General features: G+C 72.2%; 14 protein-coding genes. 7 read left to right on the top strand and 7 right to left on the bottom strand.

Going from position 1 to position 15,063, the window contains the following annotated elements:
* Positions 1-378 precede the first annotated feature (378 nt).
* Positions 379-783, top strand: coding sequence for an SAV_915 family protein (locus ACWD02_RS35935; protein ID WP_451218874.1), 405 nt, complete (start codon positions 379-381; stop codon positions 781-783).
* Positions 784-829: 46 nt separating this feature from the next.
* Positions 830-2,170 carry a diaminopimelate decarboxylase gene (gene lysA / locus ACWD02_RS35930; protein WP_451218871.1) on the top strand — a complete coding sequence of 447 codons (1,341 nt, stop codon included), beginning with the start codon at positions 830-832 and terminating at the stop codon, positions 2,168-2,170.
* A 25-nt stretch (positions 2,171-2,195) separates the two neighbouring features.
* Here the strand turns inward: lysA and ACWD02_RS35925 are convergent, their stop codons facing one another.
* Both ACWD02_RS35925 and ACWD02_RS35920 read right to left on the bottom strand, forming a co-directional pair.
* Positions 2,196-2,831, bottom strand: a complete 636-nt coding sequence (locus ACWD02_RS35925; protein WP_451219168.1) for a response regulator transcription factor — start codon at positions 2,829-2,831, stop codon at positions 2,196-2,198.
* The gene (locus ACWD02_RS35920; protein ID WP_451218868.1) at positions 2,831-3,967 is read right to left on the bottom strand and encodes a sensor histidine kinase; all 1,137 of its coding nucleotides are present in this window, start codon (positions 3,965-3,967) and stop codon (positions 2,831-2,833) included. Before ACWD02_RS35920 ends, ACWD02_RS35925 begins: the two co-directional genes overlap by 1 nt.
* A 135-nt stretch (positions 3,968-4,102) precedes the next feature.
* Here ACWD02_RS35920 and ACWD02_RS35915 point away from each other — a divergent pair, with 135 nt between their 5' ends.
* On the top strand, positions 4,103-4,780 hold the full coding sequence (locus ACWD02_RS35915) for a DedA family protein (protein ID WP_451218865.1): 678 nt from the start codon (positions 4,103-4,105) through the stop codon (positions 4,778-4,780).
* A gap of 19 nt (positions 4,781-4,799) precedes the next feature.
* Here the strand turns inward: ACWD02_RS35915 and purB are convergent, their stop codons facing one another.
* On the bottom strand, positions 4,800-6,242 hold the full coding sequence (gene purB, locus ACWD02_RS35910) for an adenylosuccinate lyase (protein WP_451218863.1): 1,443 nt from the start codon (positions 6,240-6,242) through the stop codon (positions 4,800-4,802).
* Positions 6,243-6,390: 148 nt separating this feature from the next.
* Positions 6,391-6,792 carry a DUF4259 domain-containing protein gene (locus tag ACWD02_RS35905; RefSeq protein ID WP_451218860.1) on the bottom strand — a complete coding sequence of 134 codons (402 nt, stop codon included), beginning with the start codon at positions 6,790-6,792 and terminating at the stop codon, positions 6,391-6,393.
* 141 nt (positions 6,793-6,933) lie between these two features.
* Here ACWD02_RS35905 and ACWD02_RS35900 point away from each other — a divergent pair, with 141 nt between their 5' ends.
* On the top strand, positions 6,934-7,284 hold the full coding sequence (locus tag ACWD02_RS35900; protein WP_363206557.1) for a hypothetical protein: 351 nt from the start codon (positions 6,934-6,936) through the stop codon (positions 7,282-7,284).
* A 184-nt stretch (positions 7,285-7,468) separates the two neighbouring features.
* On the opposite strand, the gene ACWD02_RS35895 is transcribed toward ACWD02_RS35900, so the two are convergent.
* The gene (locus ACWD02_RS35895; protein ID WP_451218857.1) at positions 7,469-8,248 is read right to left on the bottom strand and encodes an SGNH/GDSL hydrolase family protein; all 780 of its coding nucleotides are present in this window, start codon (positions 8,246-8,248) and stop codon (positions 7,469-7,471) included.
* A gap of 17 nt (positions 8,249-8,265) precedes the next feature.
* Between ACWD02_RS35895 and ACWD02_RS35890 the strand changes: the two genes are divergently transcribed.
* Positions 8,266-8,763, top strand: a complete 498-nt coding sequence (locus ACWD02_RS35890; protein ID WP_451218854.1) for a GNAT family N-acetyltransferase — start codon at positions 8,266-8,268, stop codon at positions 8,761-8,763.
* Positions 8,764-8,865: 102 nt separating this feature from the next.
* Here the strand turns inward: ACWD02_RS35890 and ACWD02_RS35885 are convergent, their stop codons facing one another.
* A complete protein-coding gene (locus ACWD02_RS35885) occupies positions 8,866-9,336 on the bottom strand; it encodes a DNA-binding protein (RefSeq protein WP_451218851.1) in 471 nt (156 codons plus the stop codon).
* Positions 9,337-9,680: 344 nt separating this feature from the next.
* Here ACWD02_RS35885 and ACWD02_RS35880 point away from each other — a divergent pair, with 344 nt between their 5' ends.
* A complete protein-coding gene (locus ACWD02_RS35880; RefSeq protein ID WP_451218848.1) occupies positions 9,681-10,283 on the top strand; it encodes a hypothetical protein in 603 nt (200 codons plus the stop codon).
* A 659-nt stretch (positions 10,284-10,942) separates the two neighbouring features.
* Here the strand turns inward: ACWD02_RS35880 and ACWD02_RS35875 are convergent.
* Positions 10,943-14,221, bottom strand: a complete 3,279-nt coding sequence (locus ACWD02_RS35875) for a carboxyl transferase domain-containing protein (protein ID WP_451218845.1) — start codon at positions 14,219-14,221, stop codon at positions 10,943-10,945.
* A 70-nt stretch (positions 14,222-14,291) separates the two neighbouring features.
* Between ACWD02_RS35875 and ACWD02_RS35870 the strand changes: the two genes are divergently transcribed.
* A complete protein-coding gene (locus tag ACWD02_RS35870; RefSeq protein WP_451218842.1) occupies positions 14,292-14,954 on the top strand; it encodes a TetR/AcrR family transcriptional regulator in 663 nt (220 codons plus the stop codon).
* Positions 14,955-15,063: the final 109 nt, after the last annotated feature.

The raw sequence follows: 15,063 nt of genomic DNA, 5'->3' as shown, positions 1-15,063 counted from the left end.
TGTGACCTTGGCCTCTCCCGCAGTCTCTTGATCTCAAACGAGCGGGCGGCTACGGCGGGGCGCGACCCGGGCCCTTCCGTGTCCGCTCCGGAGTCGTTCCAGGCCAGAGGCCCTGCGGACTCCCCGGGCCGGCTCGTGGCCGATGCGCTGCGAGAGCCGCGGCAACGCGGTCGCCCGGCAGCGGAGCAAGCCGTCTGCGACAGATGTGCGGGCAATGCGGGCACCGGCGCCGCGGCGGGCGTCAAGCCCCCGTCAACGCGGGTCCCCCTTTCGTCAACGTCCCGTCATGAAGGCTCGGTCGGCACCTGGTGCCGGGCATAGCGTCACCACATGCCCCCGGGGCCTCGTCCGGCCCCGGCATCCTCAAGGAGGAACCCCATGACAGAGCCCCAGTGCGGCGAGGACCCCGAGCCCTCCGAACCCGGCCCGGCCGGACCGCTCTTCGTCCCCGTCCGGCCGGGACCCGCGGGCTGCGTCGCCCGCCTGTTCCGCACCCCCGTGGGCGGCCGCACCGCCGTCGCCTTCACCACGCCCCAGCGGCTCAGCGCCGCCCTCGGCGACCGCCAGGCCTGGATCAGGCTCTCGGAGCCCGCGCTGCGCACCCTCGCCGAGCCGCTCGGCGTCCGCGAGGTCACCGTCGACCCGCGGCTCGCCGCGCACCCCGTCGGGGCGCCCCGGCGGCGCACCCCCGACCGGCGCGAGTGGGACCCGCGGGCGGTCGGCGCGCTGCGCGTCACGGGAGCCGCCGCGCTGGTCGGCGCACTGACCGCCTGGATCGGCTGAGGACCGAGAAGGCGGGACGAGGACGAGGCGAAGAGAGAGACGGCCCATGACCACCCTGTACGACCCCCTGACCCCCGACGCCACCGCTGACGACGACCTGTCCGTCTGGCCCGCGTCCACCACACGGCTGCCCCGCGGCGACCTCGCCGTCGGCGGAGTACCGCTCACCGAGCTCGCCGGGCGTTTCGGCACCCCGGCGTACCTCATCGACGAAAACGACGTACGAACGCGTTGCCGTACGTACCTGCACGCCTTCCCCGATGCCGAAGTGCACTACGCGGCCAAGGCGTTCCTGTGCCGCGCGATGGCCCACTGGGTGGCGGAGGAAGGGCTCGGGCTCGACGTCTGTTCCGCCGGGGAACTGGAGCTCGCCGTCACCACGGGCTTCCCCGCCGAGCGCATCGTGCTGCACGGCAACGCCAAGAGCCCGCACGACCTGGAGGCCGCGCTGCGGCTCGGCGTCGGGCGCATCGTCATCGACAGCGCCTCCGAGATCGCGCGGCTCGCCGCCGCCGTACCGCCGGGCAGTCGCCAGAAAGTGCTGGTGCGGGTGGTGCCGGGCATCGCGGCGGGCGGCCACGCCAAGATCCGCACCGGGACCGACGACCAGAAGTTCGGCCTGTCGATCACGGATGGTTCCGCGCAGCACGCCATCGCCCGCATCCTCGGCCAGCACGGCCTTGAACTGACCGGCCTGCACTGCCACTTGGGCTCGCAGATCACCACCGAGAAGCCGTTCCTTGCCGCCGTACGCCGTCTGGTCGGCCTGATGGCCCGCGTCAAGGAGCAGCACGGCGTCACCCTCCCCGAACTGGACCTCGGCGGCGGCCACGGCATCGCCTACCGCCCCGGTGAGGCGGCACTCGACATCACCGCCCTCGCCCGCAAGGTGCGCGCCGAACTGACCGTGAGCTGCGCCGCTGCCGGGCTCACCGTGCCCAAGCTGCTCATCGAACCCGGGCGCGCCATCGCGGGCCCCGCCGGAGTGGCCCTCTACCGCGTGCTCGCCGTCAAGCGCACCGGCGGGCGCACCTTCGTCGCCGTGGACGGCGGGATGAGCGACAACCCGCGACCCGCGCTGTACGGCGTGCGGTACGCGCCGCGCCTGATCGGCCGGCACTCCACCGTGGCCTCCGCGCCGGTGACCGTCGTCGGGCGGCACTGCGAGGCGGGTGACGTACTCGCCTCCGACACCGAGCTGCCGGGCGACGTCAGGCCCGGAGACATCCTGGGGGTGCCGGTGGCCGGGGCCTACCACCTGTCCATGGCGTCCGGCTACAACCTCGTCGGGCGCCCGCCCGTGGTGGCCGTCGCCGACGGGCACGCGCGGCTCCTGGTACGGCGCGAGTCCCTGGAGGACTTCCGCAGCAGGGACGTCGGCCTGTAGCCCGATGCCCCCGTGACCGAGCCGCTCAGGACCCGAGATAACGCAGGACGGCCAGCACACGGCGGCTGTAACCGGTCGTCCCGGTCAGCTCCAGCTTGTCGAAGATCGCGTTGATGTACTTCTCGACGGCGCTCTGCGAGACATGGAGCTGGCCGGCGATCGCCGCGTTCGTGTGCCCCTGCGCCATCTTGCCGAGCACCTCGCGCTCGCGCGGGGTCAGACGCTGGAGCGGGTCGGTGTGACTGCTGAGGGTCAGCAACTGCCGTACGACCTCGGGGTCGAAGGCCGTCTGGCCCGACGCCACCCGCTCCAGGGCGTCCAGGAACTCGTCGACCTGGACGACCCGGTCCTTGAGCAGGTAGCCCACACCTTCGGTCGCGGTGGTCAACAGCTCGGTGGCGTAACGGCGTTCGACGTACTGCGACAGGACGAGGGTGCTCGTCCGCGGCCACTTCGCCCGGATCTCGAGTGCGGCCCGCAGCCCCTCGTCGGTGTGCGTGGGCGGCATCCGTACGTCGATCACGGCGGCGTCCGGCGGATCCTCGGCCACGGCGGCGAGCAGCGCCCGCGCGTCACCGACCGAGGCCGTGACCGTGTGACCCTCGTCCACGAGCAGCCGGGCCAGGCCCTCCCGCAGCAGCGTCGAGTCGTCGGCGAGCATTACGCGCATGGGAGCTCCGCGGTGATGAGGGTGGGCCCACCGGCGGGGCTCTCCACCGTGAGGGTTCCGTCCAGGGCGGCCACGCGCCGGGCGAGGCCGAGCAGACCGCTGCCGGACGGGTCGGCGCCGCCCCGCCCGTTGTCCTCGACGCGCAAATGCAGCACGGCATTTCGCCGTTCGCCGTGGACGGTGACGAGGGTGGCGCCCGAGTGCTTGACGGCGTTGGTGACGGCTTCGGCGGCCACGAAGTACGCCACGGCCTGCGCGGTCGGCGGCGGGGTCTCGTGCAGATCGCAGTGCAGGCGTACGGGGATCGCGGCCCGCTCGGCGACCGTCCCCAGGGCGGCGGCGAGCCCACCCTCGTCGAGCGTCGCGGGGTAGACGCGCCAGGCGACCTCGCGCAGTTCGACCAGGGCCTGCTGGGTCTCCTCGTGCGCCTGGGCGAGGAGCCGCGCGGACTTCTCCGGCTCGGAGGCACGGCGGGCCCTGCCGAGCAGCATGCCGAGGGCGACGATGCGCTGCTGGACCCCGTCGTGCAGATCACGTTCGATGCGGCGCCGCTCGTCGTGCACGGCCTCCACCACACCGGCGCGGCTCGCGACCAGTTCGCCGATCCTGCGTTCCATGAGCTGCCCGTCGTTCGGGCCGAGGTACCGCCGGGCGTGCCGCTCGTCCGCAAGCGCGACGCCGTACGTGCCCTGCACACACAGGTAGAACAGGAAGAGGCCGCCGATCGAGGAGAGGACCAGGGTGACGGGGGAGTCGATGTCGGCGACGAACCAGCCCCACACCGCCAGCGAGGCGTAACCCGCACCGAGGAGCGCGCAGCCGAGCACGACACCGCCGAGCAGTCCGACCGCCCAGCGCGACGCGATGTAGTTCACGGCGGGCAGGCCGGTCGGCGGCGTGGCGAGCTCCGTGCGGAAGAAGGCGGTCATGCGGCGCCGCTCCAGCTCGGCGAGCCGCCGGGCTCCGTCCACGATCCGGGCCTCGGCGCCGCGCCCGGTGCGCCGCCCGAGAGTGGCCAGCAGCCACAAGCCGGCCACCAGGGCGAAGGCCAGCTCGACGAGGCCGGTGAGGGCGCCGACGAGGACGCCGACGGTCACTCTGAGCCAGCGCTTGAGATGCGTACGCATGATCGGTGACGCTAGCCCAACGGCCGGGCCGCGGGGACTGCGGAAAACCACAAAGCTGCCCTGCGGTCCACCGCACACGACCTGTGTGGCCGCCCTCATACCGTCGCGCGCCACGGTTTACGTAGCGTCGAGTGCATGATCCTCACTGCCGCGTACGCATCCTCGGCTGCCGCGAACGAAGCCCCCGTCGGCGGTGTCGCGGGCTGGGCCGCCGATCTCATGGACTCGTTCGGCGCCGTCGGCGCCGGAGCGGCCATCGCCCTGGAGAACCTGTTCCCGCCACTGCCCAGCGAGGTGATCCTGCCCCTCGCCGGATTCGCCGCGAGCCAGGGCAAGTTCGGCTTGATCACGGTCCTGCTCTGGACCACGGCGGGCTCCGTGATCGGCGCACTCGCGCTCTACGCGATCGGCGCGCTGCTCGGCCGGGACCGCACCGTGGCCATCGCGGCCCGTCTTCCGCTCGTGAAGGCGTCCGACATCGAGCGCACGGAGAAGTGGTTCGCCCGGCACGGCACCAAGGCGGTCTTCTTCGGCCGGATGATCCCGATCTTCCGCAGCATGATCTCGGTCCCGGCGGGCGTGGAGCGGATGCGCCTGCCCGTCTTCCTCGCCCTGACGACCGCGGGCAGCTTGATCTGGAACGCGGTCTTCATCCTGATCGGCCACGCACTCGGCTCGCGCTGGCACCAGGTCAGCGAGCTGGTCGGCCTGTACTCCAAGGGCGTGCTCGCCGTGGTCGCGCTCGCGGTGCTCGCCTTTGTCGCGCTGCGGATCCGCAGGGCGGGCAAGGGCGAGCACCGCGCGACGCGCTAGGCGTGGCCCGGCCCGGCGCTCAGAGAATGGCGCCCGGAGCGTAGGCCGCGGCCTCGGGGTGCTCCTTGAGCAGGGCCTCGATCTGCGCGACGACGACGGCGACCTGGTCGCTCGCCGCGCCCGTGAACGACAGCTTGTCGGCCATGAGGGCGTCCAGCTCCGCGCGGTCCAGCGGGATGCGGGAGTCCGCGGCGAGCTTGTCGAGGAGTTCGTTGCGCTCGGCGCCCTGCTCGCGCATGGCGAGCGCGGAGGCGACGGCGTTCTCCTTGATGGCCTCGTGGGCCTCCTCGCGGCCGACGCCCGCCCGCACCGAGGCCATCAGGACCTTGGTCGTGGCGAGGAAGGGGAGGTAGCGGTCCAGCTCGCGGGCGACGACGGCCGGGAACGCGCCGAACTCGTCGAGGACGGTCAGGAAGGTCTCCAGGAGCCCGTCGAGCGCGAAGAACGCGTCCGGCAGGGCGACACGGCGTACGACCGAGCAGGAGACGTCGCCCTCGTTCCACTGGTCGCCCGCCAGCTCGCCGGTCATCGACGCATAGCCGCGCAGGATGACCGTGAGGCCGTTGACGCGCTCGCAGGAGCGGGTGTTCATCTTGTGCGGCATGGCGGACGAGCCGACCTGACCCGGCTTGAAGCCCTCGGTGACGAGCTCGTGCCCGGCCATCAGACGGATGGTCTTGGCCAGCGACGAGGGGCCGGAGGCGAGCTGCACCAGGGCGGTGACGACCTCGTAGTCCAGAGAGCGTGGGTAGACCTGGCCGACCGAGGTGAAGGCGCGGTCGAAGCCGAGGTGCCCGGCGATGCGCTGCTCGAGCTCGGTCAGCTTGTCGGCGTCGCCGCCGAGCAGGTCGAGCATGTCCTGGGCCGTGCCGACGGGGCCCTTGATGCCGCGCAGGGGGTAGCGGCGCAGCAGGTCGTCGATGCGGCGGAACGCGACGAGCAGCTCGTCGGCGGTCGTCGCGAAGCGCTTGCCCAAGGTCGTCGCCTGGGCGGCGACGTTGTGCGAGCGGCCGGCCATGACCAGCTCCGCGTACTCGCCCGACAGTTTCCCGAGGCGCGCGAGGACCGCGACGGTGCGGTCGCGCACCAGCTCCAGGGAGAGGCGGACCTGCAGCTGCTCCACGTTCTCGGTCAGGTCACGGGAGGTCATGCCCTTGTGGACCTGCTCGTGCCCCGCGAGCGCGTTGAACTCCTCGATGCGGGCCTTCACGTCGTGGCGCGTGACCTTCTCGCGCTCGGCGATCGAGGCGAGGTCGACGTCGTCGAGCACCCGCTCGTAGTCGGCGAGGGCGGCGTCCGGCACCTCGATCCCCAGGTCCTTCTGCGCCCGCAGGACGGCGAGCCAGAGCTGACGCTCCAGCTTGACCTTCTGCTCGGGCGACCAGAGGGTGGCGAGCTCGGCGGAGGCGTAACGCCCGGCGAGGACGTTCGGGATACGGGGCTTTGCAGGCGCGACAGTCACGTGTACGGAGTTTACCTGCCGTCCGACCTGCTCTTTGACCGTCCGTACAGTCCGGAAAGCGCAGGTCATTGGAGCATCATCCAGGTGTGGAGGGGCGGGGCGCGGGGCGAGGGGCACGGGGGGTGCCGACCCGCTGCCGCGACGGCGCCTACTCGGCGGACGGCCGCAGCACGCGCCGCAACGTCTCGACTCCCTTGCGCCACGGCTCCCCGTCGGACTCCTCCCACAGGTCGAGCTGCTCCGAGCCCTCGGCCAGTACACGCTCCAGGGCCTGGTGTGCGGGACCGCGCAGCGACAGGAGGTCGGGTATCGGCTGCTCCGGCCCGTACACGGGGTCGACGGGCTCGCCGCCCGGGCACTGTGCGGCCACCAGGGCCGCGGCGGCCACGGCCGTCTCCGCGACGTCGGCGTCCAGCTCCCCGTCGTCGGCGGCGTCGTCCAGAGCGGCCCGGACAAGACCGAGCCGGTCCTCGGCAGGGGCGTCGTCGAGGTCTCCGCAGAAATCGGCGGCGGTGTCGTTGTCGAAGGGCCCGACGTCCCAAGTTCCCATGGTCACTCCCGCTTTCGTCCGGTGCCGGGCGTCGTTCTGTTTCTGTCCGGCTCCGAGCATCGTGCCATCGAGCACTGACAACGGCCGGTGCCCGGCTGTGCCGCAACTCCCGTTGATCCACCTACGTCTAGGCTTCACCACATGGAGCAGCGCGAGATCATCCAAAGAGTCGTCGGCATCCTGACCGAGGCGATCGAGATGCGCCGACAGGTACGGGAGAACCCTGACGGCGAGGTCGAACCCAGCGGCGCGGTGGGCGCGATGCTGGAGGAGATGCTGCCGCGCATCGAGATCCCCGCCGATGCCACCGCCATAGAGGTCGCCGAGGTGGTGGGCCGGGAACTGAGCCCGGTCATCGAGCAGATCACATCGGCCTTCGCCTTCTCCTTCGCGCAGCTGGCGGAGGCACACGACGAAGGACGCACCGATGTGACGTCGGCGGACGTACTGCAGTCCATCGCCCTGCACTTCGAGGACGAGGTGGAGGAGTAGAAAGCGGAACCTGACGGCGCGGGTGAGTCATCCCTGGGGTGGTTTGCCCGCGCCGCTCTATGTCGTGACGCCTGATTCACGGGGGTGTGACGGGCCGGTACGGGGACTGGGCATGGATCAAGGACTGGAAGAAGGTCGGCCAGCGTCCCGAGTCGCGGATCGGCGCCCGCGGTCCCACCGCGGGTTATTCCTGGGGCTTCTCGAAAGGCAGTAGGTCCGGGCGTTTGGCCGGGAGGCCGTCGCCGGAGGAGCGGCCTGTGAGGCGGCGGGCTATCCAGGGGGCCAGGTGTTGTCTGGCGAAGCGGATGTCCGCCACGCGGCGCGCTGCCCAGGTCGGTGCGGCCGTGGCCGGGAGGAGGGTCTGCCAGTCGTCCTCGGGGGCGTAGCCGAGGGACTGCCACACCGCTTCGGCGACCCTGCGGTGGCCCTCGGCCGTCAGGTGCAGCCGGTCCACGTCCCACATGCGCTGATCGCCGAGCGCGACCGACCCGTACAGGTCCACGACCGTGGCGCCGTGCCGTGTCGCCAACTCGTCGATGTGGACGAAGAGTTCCTCCATGCGCGGGCGGAAACGCTGGAACACGGGGCCGTTCCTGCCCGGGCTGCGCATCAGGACCAGCTGCTTGCAGGCGGGGGCGAGGCGTTCGACCGCCTCTTCCAGGAGGTCGCGGACGCGGACCATGTCGCACTTGGGGCGCAGGGTGTCGTTGAGGCCGCCCACCAGGGTGATCACGTCGGGCTGCATGGCGGCCGCGACGTCCACCTGCTCGGCCACGATCTGCCCGATGAGCTTCCCTCGTACCGCGAGGTTGGCGTACCGGAATCCGGGGGAGGCGGCAGCCATCCGGGCGGCGAGCAGATCTGCCCAGCCGCGGTAGCTGCCGTCGGGCAGCAGGTCCGACATGCCCTCGGTGAAGGAGTCGCCGACCGCGACGAGACTGGTGTAGTTGGCATTCATCTGCATGGCGGGAGCGATCGTACATGGAGCTTCGACCCTTTGCCGTGGCGGACGCGGCCACGGTGGCGCGCTGGCCGGCCTCCGCCGCCGAGGTCGCCCTGTGGTGCGGGCTCCGCGACTTCCCCCTGGCGGCACGCGTGGTCGCCGGGTGGCAGCTGGACGGGGATGTGCGGGGGTGCGTGCTGGTCGAGGGGGAGGCGCTCCTCGGCTATGGGGAGGTGTGGTGCGACGAGGAGGAGGGCGAGGCGGAACTCGCCCGGGTCATCCTTGCCCCGGGCGCCCGCGGGCGGGGCTTCGGGCGGAGGCTGGTGCGGGGCCTGGCCGAGCAGGCACTGCGTATCGGCTACACGGAGATCTTCATGCGCGTCCACCCTGCGAACACCGCCGCCCTGCGTTGCTACCGCGGGGCCGGGTTCCTGCCGGTCGACCTCGCTCTGGCCGCGGAGTGGAACATTCCGCAACCCGTCAGTTACGTGTGGCTCCGGCATGCGGGCGTGGGTGTGGGTAAGGGGCCTGGGTGAGGGGCCGGGGTCGGAGGGCGGGGACGGTGACGGGGCGTGAGGGGTGGCAGCGCGGGCTGCGCGGCGTCGGTGGCAGGGCTCGGGGGCTCAGGGGGCCGGGGCTCACGGGTTCGAGGGCGTTGCGGCCGGGTCGGTGATCGCCGTGCGGCCGACCAGCCGTTCGTAGCGCTGCCTGGCCGCCTGCGGGGTGCCGAGGCCGAGGCCGAAGGCGATCTCCGGCCAGGTCATGCCGCGACCGCGCGCCATCTGCAGGAGCCCGGCCTCCACCTCGTCCATCTCGACGCGCGCCATCGGCATGAGCGTCAACGCCGCGGTGATGTCTGCCTGGTCCACCTCCGGCTCACCCTCTTCGCGATCCGCGATTCCGGTCAACAGGAACGTCACGAGCCGAGCCGCCTCGTACGGACCGACGATCGTGGCGTGCACCTGCCGGCGCCGCTGCTCGTCGGTGGCCGCGTGGCGCTCGGCGATGCGGAACAGGGCGGCGGGGGCGCGGCCCGCACGCACCTGGTCCGGGTGCGTCGGGCTGAAGGGGTCGGTCTCGGCGGGCTGCTGCTCGGGGGAGGAGGTCATGCCGTCCAGCATGGGTGGCACACGTCATGCTGTCAATGAAGCGTTGTGAACGATTTGTTTGCATGCGTGGCCGTGGCTCGTCCCAGTCGCCGGGCAGGGCCGCGTGTGGAACGGTGGAAAACACCTGAAATGCCACCCGCGGCATACCCGGCGAGAGGGGAAGCGCATGTCATCCAAGCGACGTCGCAAGAAGAAGGCACGCCGTAAGCACGCGGCCAACCACGGCAGCCGTCCCCAGTCCTGACCGTAGTCCTGGCCGTCGCCGACCAGCGCCCGTGCAAACGGTTTCTGTGTGATCTCGTCAACAGCCTTGCCACCTCGGTCAACGGGTGAACAATGGTGCAATGTTGGAGTTGTTGCGAGAAGTCGGCGTAGAACTGCCGGGCGGTTCCGGGCTGTTGAAGTTCGGGATGGCACCCGGCGAGGTCCTCGAACTGCTGCCGCCCGACAAGGTCACGCGGCACCGGCAGTGCATGGGGCTGACCCTGGATCAGTACGCGGAGCTCCGGCACGCGCACGACGCCTGGCTCGGCGGCCTCCTCTTCGAGCCCGAGTGGAACTTCGACGCCGAGTTCGACGGCGTCGTCCTGGCCTTCGGCGGCGGCGGGCCCGGCCTCACTGACCGGCTCGCCCGCGTGGAGATCCAGGCGCATCCGGACCGCCCGGAGGTGACTCCGGTGGCCTGGGAGGACATCGACCTCTTCGGTTATCCCGCCGCGGAGATCGTGGCCGTACTGCCCGGGGCCCCCACATCGCCCGGCGGACCGCCGCCCGCCGACGTGGCCGTGGGCAAGCTCGGCCTGCGCCTCTCGCGTGCCAGGCCGACGGCGGAACACTGGGAACGGGTGACCCTCTTCGGTCCCGAGTCCGGCAGCTGGGGCGCCTGCTGCGCGGGCGGCCTCGTCTGCGCCGAGCAGGGAGACGGCCTCGTCGGGATCATGTACTGACGGGGTCTGGGGCCGGGTATGTGGCGAGGTCTGTGGTCGGGCTTAGGGTCTGTGGCCGGACTTGTGACGGGGTCCTGTGGTCGGGTTTGTGACGGGGTCTGTGTCCGGGTTTGGGATTGGGCCTGTGGTCGGGCTTGCGGCCGGGCCTATGAGCGGGCCCGTGGCTGGGGCTCATGGCCGGGCCCCGTGACTGGTCCTGTGACCGGCCCTGTAGCTGGTCCTGTGGCGGCCCCGTGACCGTTCCCGTGACCCAGGCCCGTGACCGTTCCCGTGACCAGGCTCGTGACCAAGCCCGTGACCAAGCCCGTGACCGGGCCTGCGGCCACGGCCGTGACCAGGCTTCGGCCCTTGATCACGCCCGTCGCCGTGGCCCGCCCGCTGGTCAGCTCCCGTGGCCCGCCCCACTCATCACGCCCCTAACCCGCTCCCTGGTCAGCGCTCGTGGCCCGCTCCCTGGTCAGCGCCCGTGGCCCGCTCCCTGGTCAGCGCCCGTGGCCCGCCCCACTGAACACGCCCCTAACCCGCCCGCTGGTCAGCGCTCGTGGCCCGCCCCGCTGGTCAGCTCCCGTGGCCCGCCCCACTCATCACGCCCCTAACCCCCGGCCCCTGATCACGCCCGTGGCCCGCCCCCACTCATCGCGCCCCAACCCACCCCCTGATCAGGGCCGCAGCCCGCCCCCCTGATCACCCCGTAGCCCGCCCGCCCCCTCCAGCGCGGCAAGGATCCAGGTCCGCGACTCCGCCGGGTCGATGACCGCGTCGATCTCCAGCGCGGCCGCCGCGTTCACCGCCTTGCCGTGCTCGTACAGCTCGGCGACGTGGGCGTCGAACACCCGCTGCCGCTCCACGGGGTCGGCGATGGCGGCCAGCTCCTTGCGGTAGCCCAGGCGGACGGCGCCTTCGAGCCCCATCCCGCCGAACTCGCCGCTCGGCCACGCCGCCGTGGCCACGGGCGCGCGCGTGGAGCCGCCCATCATGGCCATCGCGCCGAGGCCGTACGCCTTGCGCAGCACCAGGCTGACCAGCGGGACGCGGAGCTGGGCGCCGGTCACGAAGAGCCGGGAGAAGTGTCGTACGGTCGCGGTCCGTTCGGCGTCCGGGCCGACCATGAAGCCCGGCGTGTCACACAGGGAGACGACGGGCAGCCCGAACGCGTCGCACAGCCGCAGGAAGCGCTCTGCCTTGTCGGCCGCGTCGCGGTCGATCGCCCCGCCCAGATGCCCGGGGTTGTTGGCGAGCAGCCCCATCGGCCGGCCCTCGACGCGTACGAGAGCCGTGAGGATGCCCACGCCGAAACCGCGCCGCAGTTCCAGGACCGAGTCCGTGTCGGTGATGCCCTCGATCGCGCCCCGCACGTCATAGGTGCGGCGTCGGTTCTCCGGCACCGCTTGCCGCAGGAGCCGCGGGTCCGGTGCCTTCCAACTACCCTCCCCAGGGGCGTGGTTCGCTGAGTCGGTGAAGTAGGACAGGTACTTCCGCGCTACCCGCACCGCCTCCGCCTCGTCGGCCACCGCGATGTCCACCACCCCGTTGGGCACCTGGACGGAGAGGGGCCCGACCTCTTCGGGGCGGTACACGCCGAGGCCGCCGCCCTCGATCATCGCCGGGCCTCCCATCCCGATGCTGGCCTCCGGCGTCGCGATCACCACGTCGCAGGTGCCGAGCAGAGCCGCGTTCCCCGCGAAGCACCGTCCCGACGCGACGCCCACCAGGGGGACTTGGCCGCTCAGCCGCCCCATCTGATGGAACGTCGTCACGTCGAGCCCGGCTACCGACGTCGAGTCGGTGTCGCCGGGGCGTCCGCCGCCGCCCTCCGCGAACAGCACGACGGGCAAGCGCCGTTCCCCGGCCAGTTGGAGCATCCGGTCCGTCTTGCGGTGGTTCTGCAGACCCTGGGTGCCGGCGAGGACGGTGTAGTCGTACGACATCGCCACGCACCGCACGCCGTCGATCCGCCCCGTGCCGGTGACCATGCCGTCGGCGGGCGTCGAGGCGATCAGGTCGTCGAGTGAGCGGCGTCGGCGCTGCGCGGCGATGGCGAGGGCGCCGTACTCAGTGAACGTGCCGTCGTCGCACAGGTCCCGGAGGTTCTCCCGGGCCGTGCGGCGGCCGATGCGGTGGCGCTTGGCGACGGCCTCGGGGCGCTGGGCGTCCAGGCCGATGGCGTGCCTGGCCAGGGTCTCGGCCAGATCGGGGCGGATCGCGTCCGGGTCCGTGACCTCCTCGGCGAGTGCCGCGGTCATCTCGCCCGCCGCCGACGCCTCGACCGTGACCAAAGGGTGCCCCTCCGCCACCGTGCCGCCTGCGTGCGCGTGCAGGGCGGTCACCGTTCCGGAGGTGGTCGCGCGCAGCACGTGCTCCATCTTCATCGCCTCGAGCACGAGCAACTGCTGCCCTGCGAGGACCTGTTCGCCCACCCTCACGTCGACGGTGACGACCGCTCCCGTCATGGGGGCGGTGATGGCCCCATCGTCGCCCGCGAGCACGTGCGATGCGCCGGACGGTGCCAGGTCCGGAACCGATGCCTCGACCCGTGCCTCGACCCGTGCCTCGACCCGTGCGTCATCGGGCAGCAGTTCCGCCATGTGCTCGGCCACGAAGCCGGTGTGCGCGCCACCCGCGGTGAAGCCCGGGTGGGCGAGCAGCGCGCGGAGGAGGGGTATCCCGGTGCGTACGCCTTCGACGGCGAAGTCCGCCAGGGCGCGGGACGCGCGTTCGCAGACCGCGGCGAAGTCCCCGTGGGGCGTGTGCGTGATGACCTTCGCGAGCAGCGAGTCGTAACGCGCCCCGATCTCCGCTCCGTTGCGCGCCGCCGTGTCCACGCGCACCCCCGGGCCCGTCGGCACGTCGAAGCGGGTGAGCGTGCCGGTGGAGGGGAGCGCGGTGCCGTCCGGGGCTGGGGACTCGGCGTTCACGCGCGCCTGGAGCGCGTACCCGCGGGGTTCGGGCGGCGGTCCCGCGAGGCCGAGCGCCGCGAGTGACTCGCCTGCGGCCAGGCGCAGTTGGGTCACCACCAGATCGACGCCCGTCACCTCCTCGGTGACCGTGTGCTCGACCTGGAGGCGGGGGTTGGCCTCGATGAAGTGGAACTCCTCGCCGATGAGCAGGAACTCGAAGGTGCCGAGGCCGGTGTACCCGCACTCGCGGGCCATCCGCAGGGCGGCGGACACGAGGTTTTCCCTGATCGCCGGGGTGAGTCCGGGCGCCGGAGCGACCTCGACGAGCTTTTGGTGGCGGCGCTGTGCGCTGCAGTCGCGCTCCCAGAGGTGGGTGACCTCACCGGTCACGTCGCCCAGGATCTGGACCTCGATGTGGCGGGCGCCGGTCAGCAGCTCCTCGACGTACAACTCCGCGCGCCCGAAGCCCTGCAAGGCCTCGGAGCGGCAGCGTTCCCAGGCGTCCGCCAGCTCGTCCGGGTGCCGGACGGCCCGCATGCCGCGCCCGCCGCCGCCACCGATGGCCTTCACCATCACCGCTCCCGAAGGGCCGAGTCCGGCGAGGAACGCGGTGGCATCGGCCAAGGTCGTCGGCCCCTGCGTGCCCGCCAGTACGGGAACGCCCAGCCGCACCGCCAGCGCACGCGCGCGTGCCTTGTCGCCGAACAGCCCGAGCACCTCGGGGGCCGGTCCCACGAACCGCAGCCCGGCTGCCGCGCAGCGCCCCGCGAACTCCGCGTCCTCGCTGAGGAATCCGTAGCCGGGGTGCAGCAGCTCGCAGCCGGAACGGTGGGCCGCGGCCAGCACCGCGTCCGCGTCCAGATACGCGGCCGGGCCCGTGCCTCCCAACGGCTGTGCCTCGTCCGCCAGTTGTACATGCCGAGCAGCGGCGTCGTCCTCCGCGTACACGGCGACCGTACGCAGTCCGGCCCCCGCGGCGGCCTGCAGGACGCGGACGGCGATCTCCCCGCGATTGGCGACGAGCACGGCGGCAGAACCCATGAAGCCCTCCTGAGGTATCCGGCGCCGCCATGCTCATTGACACTGGCGTCAACGTCAATATGCTCGCCGCGTGGCACGACACCAACAGCCCTGGGCGACCCGCACCGCCCGCGACCGCAGCGACGCACCGGCCCGAGGGCGGCTCCTGGACGCCGCCGAGTCCGTGTTCGCGCGGCGCGGGTACGGCGCGACGACCATTGCCGACATCACCACGGAGGCGGAGGTCTCGCGGGCGGGCTTCTATGTGTACTTCGCGTCCAAGGAGGAGATCTTCCGGGTCCTCGCGGTGCGCGTACGGGACGCGTTCCTGGCCGCGCAGGACGTGCCGGGCGTCGATCGGGACGATGCCCGCGAGGTCGTCGAGGCGTCGACCGCCGCCTTCATCGCCGCGTACGCCCAACACCTGCCGCTGCTGCGCCTGTTGGAGCAACAGGCGCAGGTCGACGAGGACGTACGCGGCCTGTGGGTGGAGACCCAGGAGCGCCCGGTCCACCGCTCCGCCCGCTACATCCGGCGGCTCGCGGCCGAGGGCACGGCCCGGCCGGTCGCCGATCCGCTGGCCGTGGCGCGCGCGGTCGGCGGCATGAGCATCCAGTTCGCGCGGCTCACGGCGTCCGCCCCGGAGACGTACGACGGGGCCGTCCGCGACGTGACCGCCATGTTCCTGCACCTGCTCGGAATCGATCACTCGGACCGGGCCTCGGACCGCACCCCAGGCCGGGCCCCACGCTGAGGAGCCGCCCCCTGCCCGGACACGGCGAAGCACCGCACGGCCGGGCACGCGGACCGTGCCCGGCCATGTGGGCGCACCGGGCACGGATCGGTCCGGGACGGCCTGCGCT

Source organism: Streptomyces sp. NPDC002853, from assembly GCF_053591915.1.
The sequence above is the reverse complement of the archived record's forward strand: the minus strand, read 5'-3'. Positions and strand labels throughout refer to the sequence as shown.

Coding starts and splice junctions, on each gene's coding strand:
- ACWD02_RS35935 (WP_451218874.1), top strand. CDS start 379: ATGACAGAGCCCCAGTGCGGCGAGGACCCCGAGCCCTCCGAACCCGGC.
- lysA (WP_451218871.1), top strand. CDS start 830: ATGACCACCCTGTACGACCCCCTGACCCCCGACGCCACCGCTGACGAC.
- ACWD02_RS35925 (WP_451219168.1), bottom strand. CDS start 2,831: ATGCTCGCCGACGACTCGACGCTGCTGCGGGAGGGCCTGGCCCGGCTG.
- ACWD02_RS35920 (WP_451218868.1), bottom strand. CDS start 3,967: ATGCGTACGCATCTCAAGCGCTGGCTCAGAGTGACCGTCGGCGTCCTC.
- ACWD02_RS35915 (WP_451218865.1), top strand. CDS start 4,103: ATGATCCTCACTGCCGCGTACGCATCCTCGGCTGCCGCGAACGAAGCC.
- ACWD02_RS35905 (WP_451218860.1), bottom strand. CDS start 6,792: ATGGGAACTTGGGACGTCGGGCCCTTCGACAACGACACCGCCGCCGAT.
- ACWD02_RS35900 (WP_363206557.1), top strand. CDS start 6,934: ATGGAGCAGCGCGAGATCATCCAAAGAGTCGTCGGCATCCTGACCGAG.
- ACWD02_RS35895 (WP_451218857.1), bottom strand. CDS start 8,248: ATGCAGATGAATGCCAACTACACCAGTCTCGTCGCGGTCGGCGACTCC.
- ACWD02_RS35890 (WP_451218854.1), top strand. CDS start 8,266: ATGGAGCTTCGACCCTTTGCCGTGGCGGACGCGGCCACGGTGGCGCGC.
- ACWD02_RS35885 (WP_451218851.1), bottom strand. CDS start 9,336: ATGACCTCCTCCCCCGAGCAGCAGCCCGCCGAGACCGACCCCTTCAGC.
- ACWD02_RS35880 (WP_451218848.1), top strand. CDS start 9,681: ATGTTGGAGTTGTTGCGAGAAGTCGGCGTAGAACTGCCGGGCGGTTCC.
- ACWD02_RS35875 (WP_451218845.1), bottom strand. CDS start 14,221: ATGGGTTCTGCCGCCGTGCTCGTCGCCAATCGCGGGGAGATCGCCGTC.